At 42.4% G+C, this 15,628-nt stretch carries 14 protein-coding genes; 6 read left to right on the top strand and 8 right to left on the bottom strand.

Features of this window, described 5'->3' with window-relative positions; translation table 11 throughout:
• Positions 1–2: 2 nt before the first annotated feature.
• Together NSP_RS14630 and hisF are read right to left on the bottom strand one after the other, a co-directional pair.
• The gene (locus NSP_RS14630; protein WP_006196909.1) at positions 3–194 is read right to left on the bottom strand and encodes a hypothetical protein; all 192 of its coding nucleotides are present in this window, start codon (positions 192–194) and stop codon (positions 3–5) included.
• A 108-nt stretch (positions 195–302) separates the two neighbouring features.
• A complete protein-coding gene (gene hisF, locus NSP_RS14625; protein ID WP_006196908.1) occupies positions 303–1,076 on the bottom strand; it encodes an imidazole glycerol phosphate synthase subunit HisF in 774 nt (257 codons plus the stop codon).
• A gap of 160 nt (positions 1,077–1,236) precedes the next feature.
• Between hisF and ruvB the strand changes: the two genes are divergently transcribed.
• Together ruvB and NSP_RS14615 are read left to right on the top strand one after the other, a co-directional pair.
• The gene (gene ruvB / locus NSP_RS14620; RefSeq protein WP_006196907.1) at positions 1,237–2,340 is read left to right on the top strand and encodes a Holliday junction branch migration DNA helicase RuvB; all 1,104 of its coding nucleotides are present in this window, start codon (positions 1,237–1,239) and stop codon (positions 2,338–2,340) included.
• 95 nt (positions 2,341–2,435) lie between these two features.
• Positions 2,436–3,242: a tetratricopeptide repeat protein gene (locus NSP_RS14615; RefSeq protein ID WP_006196906.1), complete on the top strand. Its 807-nt coding sequence runs from the start codon at positions 2,436–2,438 to the stop codon at positions 3,240–3,242.
• Positions 3,243–3,511: 269 nt separating this feature from the next.
• Here the strand turns inward: NSP_RS14615 and NSP_RS14610 are convergent, their stop codons facing one another.
• The 5 genes from NSP_RS14610 to NSP_RS14590 all read right to left on the bottom strand — a co-directional run bounded on the left by NSP_RS14610 (position 3,512) and on the right by NSP_RS14590 (position 9,283).
• Complete coding sequence (locus NSP_RS14610; RefSeq protein ID WP_017804181.1) at positions 3,512–4,588, bottom strand: RNA-guided endonuclease InsQ/TnpB family protein; 1,077 nt, start codon at positions 4,586–4,588, stop codon at positions 3,512–3,514.
• A gap of 10 nt (positions 4,589–4,598) precedes the next feature.
• Positions 4,599–5,249 (bottom strand): IS607 family transposase, encoded by a 651-nt coding sequence (locus NSP_RS14605; protein WP_006197530.1) that lies wholly within the window; start codon positions 5,247–5,249, stop codon positions 4,599–4,601.
• A 56-nt stretch (positions 5,250–5,305) separates the two neighbouring features.
• The gene (locus NSP_RS14600; RefSeq protein WP_006198092.1) at positions 5,306–6,667 is read right to left on the bottom strand and encodes a cytochrome P450; all 1,362 of its coding nucleotides are present in this window, start codon (positions 6,665–6,667) and stop codon (positions 5,306–5,308) included.
• Positions 6,668–6,812: 145 nt separating this feature from the next.
• Positions 6,813–8,270, bottom strand: a complete 1,458-nt coding sequence (locus tag NSP_RS14595) for an alpha-amylase (RefSeq protein ID WP_042202761.1) — start codon at positions 8,268–8,270, stop codon at positions 6,813–6,815.
• Positions 8,271–8,470: 200 nt separating this feature from the next.
• Positions 8,471–9,283, bottom strand: a complete 813-nt coding sequence (locus NSP_RS14590; protein WP_006198090.1) for a TIGR01548 family HAD-type hydrolase — start codon at positions 9,281–9,283, stop codon at positions 8,471–8,473.
• A gap of 190 nt (positions 9,284–9,473) precedes the next feature.
• On the opposite strand from NSP_RS14590, the gene NSP_RS14585 reads away from it, so the two are divergent.
• The 4 genes from NSP_RS14585 (at position 9,474) to ftsH3 (ending at position 13,898) form a co-directional block, all read left to right on the top strand.
• Positions 9,474–9,773, top strand: a complete 300-nt coding sequence (locus NSP_RS14585; protein WP_006198089.1) for a 30S ribosomal protein PSRP-3 — start codon at positions 9,474–9,476, stop codon at positions 9,771–9,773.
• Positions 9,774–10,303: 530 nt separating this feature from the next.
• On the top strand, positions 10,304–11,092 hold the full coding sequence (locus tag NSP_RS14580; protein ID WP_006198088.1) for a hypothetical protein: 789 nt from the start codon (positions 10,304–10,306) through the stop codon (positions 11,090–11,092).
• A 76-nt stretch (positions 11,093–11,168) separates the two neighbouring features.
• Positions 11,169–11,942, top strand: a complete 774-nt coding sequence (locus tag NSP_RS14575) for an aminotransferase class IV (protein WP_173403346.1) — start codon at positions 11,169–11,171, stop codon at positions 11,940–11,942.
• 117 nt (positions 11,943–12,059) lie between these two features.
• A complete protein-coding gene (ftsH3, locus tag NSP_RS14570; RefSeq protein WP_006198086.1) occupies positions 12,060–13,898 on the top strand; it encodes an ATP-dependent zinc metalloprotease FtsH3 in 1,839 nt (612 codons plus the stop codon).
• Between the two features lie 124 nt (positions 13,899–14,022).
• On the opposite strand, the gene NSP_RS14565 is transcribed toward ftsH3, so the two are convergent.
• Entirely contained in the window at positions 14,023–15,501 is a 1,479-nt protein-coding gene (locus NSP_RS14565) for a protein kinase domain-containing protein (protein ID WP_006198085.1), read from the bottom strand.
• Positions 15,502–15,628: the final 127 nt, after the last annotated feature.

The raw sequence follows: 15,628 nt of genomic DNA, 5'->3' as shown, positions 1-15,628 counted from the left end.
TGTTAAGAGACTTGTAACAAATAGGTCATACAGTGTCCCATGAGGAAATAAACTACCAACATAGCAGCAGCTGCAAGGGCTACCAATGTCCCAGCCAGCATTAGAGAGAACTCTTTATGCTCTACGGCTTTTTCCATGAGGTGCAGCGACCATGCTACCAGCGCCACGTCAAATAGTAAAATAACAATCAACATAATATTTCTTAATATTTATTCATACTTGTAAACCAATTTTAACACTATTTTAGAGAACTGTATCTAACTGATGATGGATGTGGTTAAATTTTGATGCAGTTTTTCAAATCAAGCACACAACCGTACTGGTACTGAATGAGCGTGCAAATAGTTCTTTATTTCTGCAACGCTTAATTGTCCGTAATGCAATAGTGATGCTAGTAATGCAGCTTCGGCTTTACCCTCAGTTAATGCTGTATAAATGTGTTCACAATTACCAGCGCCGCCAGAAGCAACCACGGGAACTTGCACAGATTCAGCGATCGCTCTTGTCAGCCCTAAGTCGTAGCCAGCTTGAGTACCATCAGCATCCATACTTGTCACCAGTAATTCCCCTGCACCTCGTCTTTCCACTTCCTGCGCCCAACGTAAGGCATCTAAACCAGTATTTTCTCTACCACCTCGCACATAAACATCCCAGCCTGGATTGTGAGGATCAATCCTGCGTCTGGCATCAATTGCAACCACTATGCACTGATTACCAAAGCGATCGCTTGCCCGATTTATTAAGTCTGGGTCACGTACCGCCGCAGAATTAATACTAACCTTGTCAGCGCCGGCTCGTAACAAAGCTTTAACATTTTCTAAGGTTTGAATTCCACCACCCACAGTTAAGGGAATGAAAACCTGTTCAGCAGTGCGGTACACCACATCAATAATCGTATCCCGGTCTTCATGAGTCGCCGTAATATCCAGAAACACTAACTCATCAGCACCGGCTTCGTTGTAAACCTTTGCTAGTTCCACCGGATCACCTGCATCCTTAAGGTCTACAAAGTTAACTCCTTTTACAACCCGTCCCGCCTTCACATCTAAGCACGGTAAGATTCTTTTAGATAACATAATAACTTTTTCACTCCTGGGTAATCGACTGGAATTTAATTCTAATTGGACGCGTGTAGTTCTCGCCGAAAATTTTTGCCCCTGATCTCTTATTTACTCGCAGCCATTGCGGCGTAGATAGCCCTCAAACAGTCCTCAAGTCAAAGTTGATAGCTGAATTATGGCGATAATCTCCTCGAAAAAACAGCCTCAAGAACCCAACGGACAACCAAAGAAGCCCCGTCGGGAGTCCACCCCCGCACCTGCAAAGGAGAACATTTTGCAACCGGAAGCTGCTACTGACGAACAAGGGAAGCAAGAAGAGAGTATCAGACCTCAGCAATTTGCTGATTACATTGGACAGAAAGACTTAAAGGATGTGCTAGATATTGCCATCAAAGCAGCTAAGTCAAGGGGTGAGGTGCTGGATCACTTGCTGCTATATGGACCTCCGGGATTGGGTAAAACAACAATGGCAATGATTTTAGCATCAGAGATGGGAGTTGACTACAAAATTACCAGTGCGCCCGCGCTAGAACGTCCCAGAGACATTGTAGGGCTACTAGTGAACCTCAAACCCGGAGATGTCCTGTTTGTTGATGAAATTCATCGTCTTTCCCGGATGACAGAAGAAATTCTCTATCCAGCGATGGAAGATTATCGTTTAGATATTACCGTGGGGAAGGGTGCTGGCGCTCGCATTAGAAGTATACCACTGAACAAATTTACGCTGGTGGGGGCGACAACCCGTGTCGGGGCGCTGAGTTCACCTTTGCGCGATCGCTTTGGCTTAGTTCAGAAGTTGCGCTTTTACGAGGTTGACGAACTCACCAAAATTGTGTTAAGAAGTGCCGACTTCCTCAAAACTCCTATTGCTGAAGATGGGGCGACAGAAATTGCTCGTCGTGCCAGAGGTACGCCCAGAATAGCAAATAGATTACTGAAGCGGGTGCGTGATTACGCGGAAGTTAAATTATCAGGTGAAATTACCGAAATAGTCGCATCGGAAGCATTGCAACTATTTCAAGTCGATCCCTGCGGTTTAGATTGGACAGACCGCCGAATGCTGAGTGTGATAATTGAACAATTCAATGGTGGTCCCGTAGGCTTAGAAACAGTTGCTGCCGCTACAGGTGAAGATACCCAAACCATTGAAGAAGTTTATGAACCTTACTTGATGCAAATTGGCTATTTAAGCCGGACTCCCCGTGGACGAATCGCCACCACCTCAGCCTATAAGCATTTAGGTTTTAAGCCGCCTAATGAACAGTTATCCTTATTGTAGTTAAGGAAATGGGAAGAGGCAGGGGGGCAGGGTGCAGGGGGGAAGAGTCAGAGGTTATTAATCGCTTTTCAACAGTTTTAAAGGTAAATATATCGATGATCAAGTTAATTGGGATTGTTTTGAGTTTGTTGCTGGTGTTGGGCTGGAGTACACCAGTTCTGGCAGTATCCGAAGTGCCTAGTATTACTCAAGAACAGTTAGAAGAAGGCAATGAAATAGCGAAAAAGGCTTTAAAAGCGACGAATAAGGGTGATTTTGCCACGGCTGAAACTTACTGGACACAGATTATTGAGCAGTTTCCCACTAATGCAGGCGCATGGAGTAACCGGGGAAATTCGCGGGTGAGTCAGAATAAGTTGCAAGCAGCATTGACAGATTATAACCAAGCGATAGAATTAGCCCCTAATGCCACTGATCCTTATTTAAATCGGGGTACAGCTTTAGAAGGATTGGGAAAATGGCAAGAGGCGATCGCGGACTATAATCATGTCTTAGAACTTGATCCTAATGATCCGATGGCATACAACAATCGGGGTAATGCCAAATCAGGATTAGGACAATGGCAAGATGCGATCGCGGACTATCAAAAGTCAATGGAAATTGCCCCAAATTTTGCCTTTGCGCGGGCTAACTACGCCCTCGCCCTTTATGAAACTGGTCAAATTGACGCAGCCATCCACGAAATGAAGAACATAGTCCGCAAATATCCCCAATTTGCCGATATGCGTGCCGCCCTCACAGCCGCTTACTGGGTAAACGGTAACCAAGGCGAAGCTGAAAGTAACTGGGTAGCAGCTTATGGGCTGGATAACCGTTACAAAGATATGAACTGGGTAACAAATATCCGCCGTTGGCCTCCCAGTATGGTGGCAGCTTTAGATAAATTTTTGCATCTTCAGTAACTTACAGCACTTTGCAAGTCAAGAAAGTACACATAATTAATATTATAAATATTGTGGGGTAGGGCAAAGATGCCCGCCCTTGTGTACCTCACTCAGATGAAATGTGTTGTATTAGTGGGCATGGAGCGATCGCACCACACCCCCATCGTTTTAAACTGAAGTAGTCTCAGGGACTAGCTGATTTTGCTGCTAGATAAATACTAGACAAAGCTAGACATTTACTTCTTACGTCAAAGGGAGCATGGGAGCGGTTATCCCTCGGTAAGCGTTCAAGGTTTAGCCAACCTCGATAAAACTATTGCTGCGTTTAAATCTCTGTCCATTGAATGCCCACAATTTTGGCAATTGTAAACTCTTTCTGAAAGTGGCATATCTTGAATATGTCCACAATTGGAACAGGTTTTGGTCGATGGAAACCAACGGTCAGCAATGATTATTTCACAACCAAACTTCTTAGCTTTGTATTCTAGCTGACGCTTGAATTCATAAAATCCGCAATCAGCAATTACTTGAGCTAATTTATGATTAGATAGCATCCCTGAAACATTCAAATTCTCTACGACTATCTTTGCGTGGTTTTTGCATAAGTAAGTAGTGATTTGGTGAAGGGTATTCTTTCTCAAGTTAGCTATCTTGGCATGGTGTCTAGCTAATGTAATTTTAGCTTTATACCTATTGTTGGAACCCTTGATCTTTCTGGCGAGTTTCCTAGAAAGTCTTTTAAGTTTTCTCAGGTTAGTTTTGTAGTGTTTGGGGTTAGGAAATACTACACCTGTAGAAAGAGTAGCTAATTCTTTTACCCCAATATCCACACCTACAACTTCATACTTTTTAAGGGTTGGTTCATGCTCTTGTTCATAAGCAAAGGCGATAAACCAACTGTCAGCAGTACGAGATATAGTGATTGATTTACAAGTGGTATGCGGTAAACCTTCGTAGGTCTTTATCCATCCAATTGTAGCCAATTTTATCGACTTGCCACCTACAGGTATAGGCTTTCCACCTGCATCAATAGTGAAAGAATCATTGCGTCCTTTCTTCTTAAAGTTAGGGTAATCACTCTTAGCACTGAAGAATCTAGAGAAAGCATCCCCTAAATTATCAAAAGCATATTGAGTTATTTTCTGACAAATACCTTTTTCTTTAATCCAATCAAATTCTGTTTTTACATGGTTATTAAAGAACTTTTTTAGTATATATTTATTGGGCTTAAATCCATCTTTGTAAAGTTGTCTCCAAGTAGCAAGACCCCAGTTATAAGTAAACCTCGCTATTCCTGCGTGTTTACTCATGATTATCTCTTGAGCCTTGGTTAATTTCAACTTTGTTTTGATGGACAAAAGCATTGTTCGACCTTCAACACTGTATTTCTTGTTTGTCCAACTCTGCCATGTCATGTACTGGTTTGTCAATGGCATTCTTGAGATTGGTTTTAATCTCTTTAGAGTAATTTCTTAGCCCGTACAATCTACAATAAAAGCAATGAATGATAGCCATTAAATCCTCTACTAATTCCTGTTGAGGAGATAATGATTCTTGATTAGCTACAATTATTTCGCAATTAACAGAGTTGGATAACTCCTGTATAAATTCAAAAGCAAAACGACACATTCTATCCTTATGAGCTATGACAATAATTGCGATTTCGCCTTGAAGCATAGACATCATAATTGATAAGAACTTCTTTCTTTTAAAGTTCAAGCCTCCGCCAATTTCCGATACCCATTCGTCAACAGCTAAACCCCTATTTAAACAAAATGTTTCCATAGCGGTGATTTGATTCCTCAATTCCGGTTTCTGTCCATTAGAAGAAACGCGACAATAAACGATATTTTTACGATGTTGCTCTGTGGGTTTTAATCCCTGAATAATCAATAAGTCGTTCTCTGTATAAAACCGATGCCCCGATGGTGTTCTTTTTGCTGGTAATTTTCCAGAATTGTCCCATCTTTGTAGTGTTTTAACAGAAACTCCAATTTTCTCGGCAAATTCATGTGGTTTAAACATAAATACACTTAGATATTTGTCTATAAGTGTATAAGTATGTCTATTTAATTGTCAACTTAGGATAGCTCACGCCTGCCCTTCACAACCATCTGCACACCTCCTTTAGGCCCAAACAGTAAGCCCTTACGCACTGGTAGCACTGGTTGAGTATTCGCCAATTCCATTTGCCAATTAGACAGCACTGTGGCTAACACCAGTTTCATCTCAAATAGGGCAAACGCCATACCAATACAGCGACGATTACCACCACCAAAAGGTATAAATTCTGAATTGGAAAACTGCCTTTCTAAAAAACGCTCTGGCTTAAATGTCTGGGAATCAGGATATAAATCTTCCCGATGATGAGTTAAATAAACACAGGGGATTAATAACGTCCCAGGCTCAAACTGATATTCCCCAATTTGTAGCGGTGATTTGACTAATCGACTCAAAAGCAACATCGCCACTGGGTAAAGACGCAGTGTTTCCGAACAAACTGCATTCAAATAAGGTAAGCGAAAAATCGCATTAGGGTCGGGTTTTTCTCCCAAAGTGTCTAACTCTTGCAATAATTTCTCACGCACCTGCGGCTGATGGTGAATCCAATACAAAGCCCAACTCAGTGCTGTAGCAGTAGTTTCGTGACCTGCGACTAACAAAGTCATCAACTCATCACGTAACTCCAAATCCGTCATTGGCTCACCCGCCTCATCACGAGTTGCCATCATCAAAGATAAAATATCAGTCCGGGATGAATCAAGCTGTGCTTTGCGTTCTTGAATCTCAGCATAAACGAGTTCATCAATTTGCTGCCGTAAACGCAGAAACTCTCCCCAAGGACTCCACGCCCCTAAATCCCGGCGCAGTGACGGGAACATCAGCAGCATTGACCGTAAAAGAGGTTTTTTGGGATTGAGGATAGCAATTAAAGCTTCCTTGATTTTTTCGTAACGTGGCCCTTCAGCTAGACCAAATACAGCCTTTAAAATTACTTGAAAGGAAATGGCTTGCATTGATGACAGCACAGAAACTGTTTCACCAACCTGCCATTTATTAGTTACTTGCTGGCTAATATCACGAATTAACTCACCATAAGCCAGCATTCGTTCACCATGAAAAGGCGGTGTTAATAGCTTGCGTTGTCGCTGGTGAGGCTTACCATCTAGGGATAGTAGTGATTGATTTCCCAATAAAGGCGATTTAAACCCAGCTGCTGCACCTGAGTCTAAATATTTGGGGTCGGTGCTAAAAATCTGCTGAATAGCTTGAGGGTTGCTGACGAATACTTGAGGAGTAGAAAGTGGTCCGACGCGGATGGTGAAAATATCACCATAGTTTTTAGCACAGTCTTCCATGTATTCCAAAGGGCTAGTCAGCCATCGATATGTCTGTAGCCAAGGGTGATTTTTGGGACCATCAGGTAGTTGAAGTGCAGGCATTTTAATTATTTTTCCAATGATTTGAAGCAAGAATAGTATTTATTCGCCACTAATTCATGCACCCATTGCTTGATTAATTTTAGCTAATTCGTAATTCGTAATTCAGGAAAGAGGTTTTTACCTTTTTCCTGACTACCTATCAGTACTACTTTTGTAACCAGACAGAGACTGAACCACCTGGACAGAAGAAATTTCCCCATCCATCATTGTTGGTATAGACTATTTCCTGAATATGTCCGGTAGCATCGTAAAACGCTTCATTCGGTCGAAACATATTCATCCACTTATTGCCGGCTTCACTGTTGGTCATCACCACAGCCATTGCTCCTGGATGTTCACTGTTACCCAAGCGCGTCCAACCAATAGTATGAGGATGATCAAAGTAATCGTGTTGGTCGCCAAAACCGTAGTCTCTACGTGCGCCGAGAAACTTATCAATTAAGAAGCGGTGAGAGTAAAGAGTAGCATCACGTCCTTTGTCGTGATATTGCGCTCCGTAATAGTCTGCATAAAAAACGCAAGGATAGCCTTCACGGCGCAGCAATATGAGTGCATAAGCTAGGGGCTTAAACCAAGGTTCAACGGGGGACTCTAGGGATTGACAGGGTTGTGTATCATGGTTTTCCACAAAGGTAACAGCTAAAGCTGGTTGTTCCTTCGCTAGGGTGCGGTTAAATATTGTCCGCATATCGAAACCACTACCTTGACGACTAGCTTGGTGAAACTTGAAATGTAGTGGTACATCAAACAACGACATTACCCCTGTAGTAGCTGCAAGATAACCGTGCAGTTCATCGATATTTTGAGACCAATACTCTCCACAGCTAAACAGTTGTCGCTGACTAAAATGAACTCGCAGATGATTGAGCCAATCGCGGAAAAATGAGGAACGGATATGTTTAACAGCATCAATCCGAAAACCATTTACGTTTGTGGTATCAACAAACCAACGCCCCCAATACATCAACTCGCCGCGCACGGGTTCCTCACCCATATCTAAGTCATTTGCTAACAAATAGTCATAGTTGCCATGTTCCGGGCTGACTTCTGTCTCAAACTCTCTGTTCTTAATGCGGTAAAGCTTATCAGCCTTTTGAGTGCCTGCATTGTAAGACAATGAATCAAAACACCACCAATACCACTTCATGCTGGAGTATTTATCTCCGCGACCGGAAAAGTGAAACTTCGTATAAGCATCAATTTCATACCAATCGCTGACTGGGCGGTTACGGTCATTCCAATCCATTTCCTGCGCCCAGATGCGTTCTGTTTCGTCTCCACCATCTTTATGATTGAGAACTACATCACCATAGATGTGCAAACCAGAACTTTGAGCGGTTTTAATGGCTTCTAGGTATTGTTCACGTGTACCGTATTTTGTCCGAACACTGCCTTTTTGATCGAACTCACCCAAATCAAACAAGTCATACACACCATAGCCGACATCATAACTGCCACCACTGCCTTTGTAAGGTGGCGGCAACCATAAGGCAGTAAAACCTGCATTAACTAGCTCATGAGCTGTTTTATCTAGCTGGTTCCAGAGATTACCATCATTGGGATTGTACCAATGGAAGTACTGCATCATTACGCCGTTGCTCATGCGATCGCCTACTTATGAAGTTTTGAGTTTACAGAGTTTTTACAACATCTCTGGTGCTAGCATATGTGATTTTTTTCACACATCTAAACATCACCCAATTTTCTTTATGTTTCAATAGCAACTTGAAATAATAGATAAGTAGGTAGGCTAATAGGGGAAAAAGGAAAAATTTTGGCTCTGATTTTCCTTCGTCCCGTTCCCTATCCCCTTATCCCCATTCCTTGTAATAATTCCTGTACCTTGACCGGATTTAGTTGTTCAACGTTACTTAAAACTATGGCTGCACCTGCTGCTAGTAGTGTTTGACTATAAGCATCACTATGGGCGGCTGTTTCTTGTACGTGCGGCGGTAAAATGCCTACACCAATCCAAATCCGGTGAGGATGCATCTCTCGCGCTTTCCTGACGGTATACATATCAGCTACGGTATCTCCCACGTAGATAATTGCTGACATCTTGTTTATTTCTGTCTCTAACAAGCCAATAGTGGCAAAAAGTCCTGTGGGGTCTGGTTTACCTGGTGCATCTTCCATTGCAATTAATACTGGCGACTGTAAACCCAGACGTTTGTGTAAAACATAGGTAGCAGAACCACGGGTAGCACCACTGAAAAATCCCCAGTAAATTCCTGCTTCTGTGAGTTGTTCTAAATAACTGGGCTGTAATAATAAAGGTTCATCACAGATATACCCATTCCAATTTTCTGGGTCGGTTCCTCGATAACGAGATTGAAAAAAGGCAACTATGGCGTTGTAATCTAGTTGCAATTGCTGGCGAGTTTGTCCAAGGGTTTCAAAGTGGCGGTAAATAAATTCTTGGGAGGCTTCCCAATCATTATTCCAGAGTCCTTCGGATTTTAGCTGGTCAATGTCTACTGGCGTGGGACGATAGGCTGTGTTGGTAAAATGCTCTACAGTGTCCGCCAGCGCTCGACGATAGGAATTGCCGACATCGCGCACAACGCCGTCAATATCGAAGATGACAATCGGTTTGAGTGAAGATTTTTCTGTCATGAAATTGGGAGATTAAAGGAACTTTTAAATTTTAATCGGTGATGGTTGAACAATTTGCGATGACTATTTGGTCATCAGGTGAGGTATTGAGTTAGAATAAGCGATCGCACAGCACATAAAAGTGGGCATCATTTCCACCCGTGCGATTAGCGACTTAGTAATAATCCCCAGATATTCCCCGGAGGTGTGATTGACCCAATTTATTCTCAAAATCCTTTGGTTAGACGAAAACGTTGCCCTAGCAGTGGATCAAGTTGTAGGCAAAGGCACAAGTCCTTTGACTAAGTATTTTTTCTGGCCTCGCAATGATGCCTGGGAAGAGTTAAAAAAGGAATTAGAGTCCAAACACTGGATTACTGACCTAGATCGTGTCGAATTGCTGAATAAAGCCACAGAAGTGATTAACTACTGGCAAGAGGAAGGCAGAAGACGACCGATGGCAGAGGCTCAATTGAAGTTCCCTGAAGTTGCCTTCACTGGTAGCGCCTAAAGAGTGCAACATCCTGAGCGCTAATTAGCTTTAACAGTAGAAGCCTTTCGCTTACCCGATAGGGAGGCGATGAGATGAATACGAGTGAGTGACGCATTGACCAACGAGCAAAATTGAGCTAGAGCGAAATCAGCAATGTTGGTCCTTCGCGGGCTTCGTGCCGTAGGCATTGAGGAATGAACACTTCTTGGTTTTTTTACCAAATAGATATAATTTTCCCAAATAGGTGTAGTCCAATTAAATGCTGAAAAGCAGCCTATTAAAAAAGTGAAAATTATCTCCAAAAGTCCCTAGGGCATAGGGCTTTAAAGCTCGGTCAATGTCTTCATAGAAGAGTCGCCGAGAAGCCCACACTCACCCGTTCCCGTAGCGTCTCGCAGAGAAGGGGAGTGTGTGGAGTATGTCACTAAAATATGTTGAGATTAGCAGCGCCCCAGGCGCTGTTTTTAATCAATTTTCCCGCTTTTTCAGGTAAATATAAGTTATATTATATACAATAGAGTGACTGCATCTCACAAGACAAGCTAAATATGTTATTTTTATCTCGTCAAGCTGTAATCACACCTTTGGTAGGTTGTTTGTGTCTTTTGGGAGTTGGCTGGATTCAATTTCCTCAATTACAAAGTTTGTTAAGAAGCAAACAAGATATCTCTTTAGATGTTCTAGAAAGAGAAATTAATACCCAAAGGATTCGGCTGAATTTTCTCAAAAGTATGCCCAGTTTTGGTTATGATAATCTGATCGCCAATGGGGTTTATCTGAGTTATTTGCAATACTTTGGTGATGATGAGGCTCGTGAAAAGACAGGTTATGGCCTGAGTCCAGAATATTTTGAAATTGTTTTAGAACGTGATCCACGTTTTTTAGCAGCTTATTTGAGTCTTTCTACTGGTGCTTCTATTTACGCTGGAATGCCAGAACGCTCTATAGCAATCATGGATAAGGGTTTACAGTCTTTGTCTCCCTGGGTTCCTCAAAGGTCTTATTATGTGTGGCGTTATAAGGGAATTGATGAGTTATTATTTTTAGGCGATACGCAATCTGCTGAGAAATCTTTTGCTACGGCGGCAAAATGGGCTAGCAATTTTTCAGACCGAGAAAGTCAATCTGTCGCTGCGATGTCTCGGCAAACTTCTATATTTTTAAGTCAAAACCCCAACAGTAAAAACGCTCAAATATCTGCTTGGACAATGGTATTAAATAATCAATTTGACGAGAAGACGACTCAAAGAGCAATTCGTGAAATTGAGGCTTTGGGCGGAAAGGTCACTAGTACCCCAGAAGGTAACATGATTTCATTCCCTCCCTCAGATGAATGAACCCCACCCCCAGCCCCTCCCCGCCAGCGAGGAGGGGAGTCAAGAGTTTTATATATTTAGATAGCAGGTTAATCTTATTTATTGGTATAACGGCAAACTCATAGAATCCCCAACCCTAGAATTAGATATTAATGATCCGGGGTTACTTTATGGGGCTACGGTATTTACAACGGTGCGGATTTATGGTAATTGCCTCGATAGTAGTTTAACTCACTGGGTGGCACACTGCGATCGCCTACTTTTTTCACTACAATCTTTTGGTTGGCTAGAACCAAACTGGAATCTGGTGCGTCAAGGTGCAGAAATTCTGGCGGAAAGTTTCCCGATTCTGAGAATTACTCTGTTTGCTGATGGCCGAGAATGGATAACTGGGAGGTTATTACCACAGGATTTAAGAGAAAAACAACAACACGGCATTACCACATCTGTGGCATTATCAAACTTTTATCGTAGTCTTCCTTCTCATAAAACTGGCAATTATCTGAGTGCTTGGTTGGCGAAGACTCACGCCCAACAGTTAAATTCTCAGGAAGCAATTTTAATAGATGGTGCAGGCAATTGGCTAGAAACTACCACAGGGAACCTTTGGGGATGGCAGAATGGTAGTTGGTGGACACCACCATTAACAGGGGGAATTTTGCCGGGAATTGTGCGAAAGCACCTGATGAAAAATCTGCCAATGGTGCGTGAGTCACCTTGGAATGCCGAGTTAGTGCAGGGATTTGAAGCGATCGCCTACACTAATAGTGTGGTAGAAATTATCCCCATTCATACCGTTGGGCAGCCCACAGGGTCGCTACAATATAATCCTTACCATTCTAGTTTTTCACAAATAAGGAGGCTTTTCTAACATGACAGCCGTACCGTTATGTTATACCTTAAGATAAGTTAACATAATTCTTAATAATGCCCTCTCATATCAGAGAAGCTACGCTAACTCACAAAAAATACCGGAGGATACACCTCAGTGAATAAAAGATGGAGAAATGCGGGGCTGTATGCACTGCTTTTTATAGTTGTCATTGCTCTAGGAACAGCATTCTTTGACAAAAAACCTCCCACTAGAGAAACATGGCGATACAGTCAATTTATTCAAGAAGTTGACCAAGGCAGAGTAGATAGAGTCAATCTGAGTGCAGATCGCTCCATAGCCTATGTTACCTCCAGAGATGGTGACAAAAAGGTAGTTAATTTAGTCAACGACCCTGAATTAATCAATAATTTGTCTGACAAGGGCGTTGATATTTCTGTAGTCCCCCAAACTGACGAAGGATTTTGGTTTAAAGCACTGAGCAGTTTATTTTTCCCTGTATTGCTTCTGGTGGGCTTATTCTTCTTACTACGTCGCGCTCAAAGTGGTCCTGGTAACCAAGCAATGAACTTTGGAAAATCCAAAGCCAGAGTGCAAATGGAGCCACAAACACAGGTAACCTTTGGCGATGTCGCTGGTATTGACCAAGCCAAGCTGGAATTAAACGAAGTAGTAGACTTTCTGAAAAACGCCGACCGCTTTACCGCAGTTGGAGCCAAAATTCCTAAAGGTGTATTATTAGTTGGACCTCCTGGTACAGGTAAAACCCTCCTGGCTCGTGCTGTAGCTGGTGAAGCGGGTGTACCCTTCTTTTCCATCTCTGGTTCTGAGTTTGTAGAAATGTTCGTCGGTGTGGGTGCTTCCCGTGTCCGCGATTTGTTTGAACAAGCGAAAACCAACGCTCCTTGTATCGTATTTATCGATGAAATTGACGCTGTAGGTCGTCAACGGGGTGCTGGTTTAGGCGGTGGTAACGATGAACGGGAACAAACCCTCAACCAGTTACTAACCGAAATGGATGGTTTTGAAGGTAATACAGGCATTATTATTATTGCTGCTACCAACCGTCCTGATGTCTTAGATGCAGCTTTGTTGCGTCCTGGTCGTTTTGACCGTCAGGTAGTTGTAGACCGTCCCGACTATGCTGGACGTAGCGAAATTCTCAAAGTTCACGCTCGTGGTAAGACCTTAGCCAAGGATGTGGACTTGGATAAAATCGCGCGTCGGACTCCTGGGTTTACCGGTGCAGATTTATCCAACTTGCTCAACGAAGCGGCAATTTTGGCAGCACGACGCAACTTGACCGAAATTTCAATGGATGAAATCAATGATGCCATTGATCGGGTGTTAGCTGGCCCTGAGAAGAAAGACCGGGTAATGAGCGAGAAGCGCAAAACCCTAGTAGCATATCACGAAGCTGGTCACGCCTTAGTTGGTGCTTTGATGCCTGACTATGACCCAGTACAAAAAATCAGCATTATTCCTCGCGGTCGTGCTGGTGGTTTAACTTGGTTTACTCCCAGTGAAGACCGGATGGATACAGGTTTGTATAGCCGTGCTTATCTGGAAAATCAAATGGCTGTAGCTTTAGGCGGTCGTTTAGCTGAAGAATTAATCTTTGGTGATGAAGAAGTTACCACTGGTGCTTCTAATGACTTGCAACAAGTAGCCCGTGTGGCGCGTCAGATGATTACTCGTTTTGGAATGAGCGATCGCTTGGGACCAGTCGCTCTGGGTCGTCAGCAAGGTAATATGTTCTTAGGCAGAGATATCATGTCAGAGCGTGATTTCTCCGAAGAAACTGCTGCTGCTATTGATGAAGAAGTGCGTAAACTGGTGGATGTAGCTTATATACGAGCTAAAGAAGTATTAGTTAACAACCGTCACATTCTTGATTTGATTGCGAAAATGCTGGTTGAAAAAGAAACTGTAGATTCCGATGAACTGCAAGAAATTTTGACCAATAACGATGTGAAAACTGCTGCTTTTGCTTAATTAACTTTGGTTGCAGTTTAACTAAAATGGGGTAGTTCTAGCGAGAATTACCCCATTTTTTTTATTTCACGCAGAGGCGCAGAGGCGCAGAGAGTAAAATGAGTTTTTGTTCGTATATCTAGGGTTATGGAGATGGTTTTTTGCTCACTAACGTGCCAGCTAAGATATCGTGTAGAGAACGGTTATATTTTTTAGATAGAAGAAATATCACATCAATTAAGCCAGAGAAAAACAACATTACTCTGAAGTCATCACTAAGAAAAATAGAGAACATAAAATATAACACATCAAAACTCAAGAAGATCAACACCATGAAGAATGCTTTAAGTGAAAACCTCGAAGTAGCTTGCCAAAAGGAAATTCTCTTTCCTTTTAAATCAGTCACAACTATTTGGCCAACCATTTTCCCCAAAGTGGCTTGTTTGACAGAACTCTCCAATAAAGCGAAGTAGAGCCAAGTAGGGATGATCCATCCAATGAACAATACCCATATGTTATTTAATGCTGCTCCTATTATGAACGGAATAATACCAATCAAAACAGTAATTAATATATCAATAAAATGTGCTAATGTTCGCCTTTTAAATACTGCATAAGGAGAGGAATTTCCTCCTTGATTAACTGCTGGAGATTCCGATGCTATTGTTTGACTAATTTGGTTATAATAATTGGCAGATTGATTATTTCCAGTATTTTGCTTCTCCTTCGGTAAACCAGTCTCAAATCCTGCTAATTCCTGCAATATTTCCTGAGTGTCTTGAGGTCGATTCCCTGGAAAGGGAGCCATGAGATAATCAATAAACTCAACTAATTTGTCGGAAATACCAGCCGCATGATCTCGCCAAATTAACTCCCCATTGCGGGAGTCTTCAGAAAAACTATCAGGAGATTTACCTGTTAGTAAATAAACAAAAGTTCGTCCCAAAGCAAAAAAATCAGATTGCGGTACAGCTTTCCCATTCATTTGTTCTCGTGGCGTATAACCTGCGGAAATAATTCCTGTAACTTGCTGTCCTGCTACTTTATTAATGAAGGTTTGCGTTACTTCCCGCGCTGTGCCAAAATCAATTAATACCAACTGCCCATTTGGGCGTATCATGATATTAGGCGGTTTAATATCACGATGGAAATACTGTTGTTGATGAACTTTGTGCAAAATTTCTGCTAACTGTTTCAACCATCGCACTGCTGCACGTTCACTGATGGGTTGATAGTGACGCTGGGTGAGATATTCTTCTAAATTCATCCCCTCAATTTTTTCCATCACCAGACAGTGAAGGGGTTCTTGATTTCTCGATAAATAAGTAAAGTAACCGCCGTCTGAATCAACTTTAGGAATACCAGGATGCTGTAATATACTCAAAACTTCTGCTTCTTTTTGAAACAGTTCTACAGCTTTGGGATGGGTATTAAACAGAACTTTCAGGACTTTTGCTGTCCCCGAATCATCTACCTCATAGGTGTTAGCAAAACCACCCCCACCCAGTGTGCGAATGACTCGATAACACCCTTCTAAAAGCAACTCAGAGCCACAAGATTGGCAAAATAGAGGTTGTCTTGTGTTTTGCGGCTGTGGACACTGAGGATTAATGCAGTAGCTCATGACTACCTAGAGGATACCCCTATTACTGTTGTCATGCTAAATATACCATTGCATTCAAGCAAGTAGGTATCTGAGAAAAAATCATCTTTCTCCCCTCCTCGCTTGCACCGGAGGGGCTGGGGGTGGG

It is taken from the genome of Nodularia spumigena CCY9414, from assembly GCF_000340565.2.
In the GTDB taxonomy this organism is placed as follows: Bacteria; Cyanobacteriota; Cyanobacteriia; order Cyanobacteriales; family Nostocaceae; genus Nodularia; species Nodularia spumigena.
The sequence above is the reverse complement of the archived record's forward strand: the minus strand, read 5'-3'. Positions and strand labels throughout refer to the sequence as shown.

What these genes read in the sequence shown, in the direction of transcription:
- NSP_RS14630 (WP_006196909.1), bottom strand. Translation starts at nt 194, where the DNA reads ATGTTGATTGTTATTTTACTATTTGACGTGGCGCTGGTAGCATGGTCG.
- hisF (WP_006196908.1), bottom strand. Translation starts at nt 1,076, where the DNA reads ATGTTATCTAAAAGAATCTTACCGTGCTTAGATGTGAAGGCGGGACGG.
- ruvB (WP_006196907.1), top strand. Translation starts at nt 1,237, where the DNA reads ATGGCGATAATCTCCTCGAAAAAACAGCCTCAAGAACCCAACGGACAA.
- NSP_RS14615 (WP_006196906.1), top strand. Translation starts at nt 2,436, where the DNA reads ATGATCAAGTTAATTGGGATTGTTTTGAGTTTGTTGCTGGTGTTGGGC.
- NSP_RS14610 (WP_017804181.1), bottom strand. Translation starts at nt 4,588, where the DNA reads ATGCTTTTGTCCATCAAAACAAAGTTGAAATTAACCAAGGCTCAAGAG.
- NSP_RS14605 (WP_006197530.1), bottom strand. Translation starts at nt 5,249, where the DNA reads ATGTTTAAACCACATGAATTTGCCGAGAAAATTGGAGTTTCTGTTAAA.
- NSP_RS14600 (WP_006198092.1), bottom strand. Translation starts at nt 6,667, where the DNA reads ATGCCTGCACTTCAACTACCTGATGGTCCCAAAAATCACCCTTGGCTA.
- NSP_RS14595 (WP_042202761.1), bottom strand. Translation starts at nt 8,270, where the DNA reads ATGAGCAACGGCGTAATGATGCAGTACTTCCATTGGTACAATCCCAAT.
- NSP_RS14590 (WP_006198090.1), bottom strand. Translation starts at nt 9,283, where the DNA reads ATGACAGAAAAATCTTCACTCAAACCGATTGTCATCTTCGATATTGAC.
- NSP_RS14580 (WP_006198088.1), top strand. Translation starts at nt 10,304, where the DNA reads ATGTTATTTTTATCTCGTCAAGCTGTAATCACACCTTTGGTAGGTTGT.
- NSP_RS14565 (WP_006198085.1), bottom strand. Translation starts at nt 15,501, where the DNA reads ATGAGCTACTGCATTAATCCTCAGTGTCCACAGCCGCAAAACACAAGA.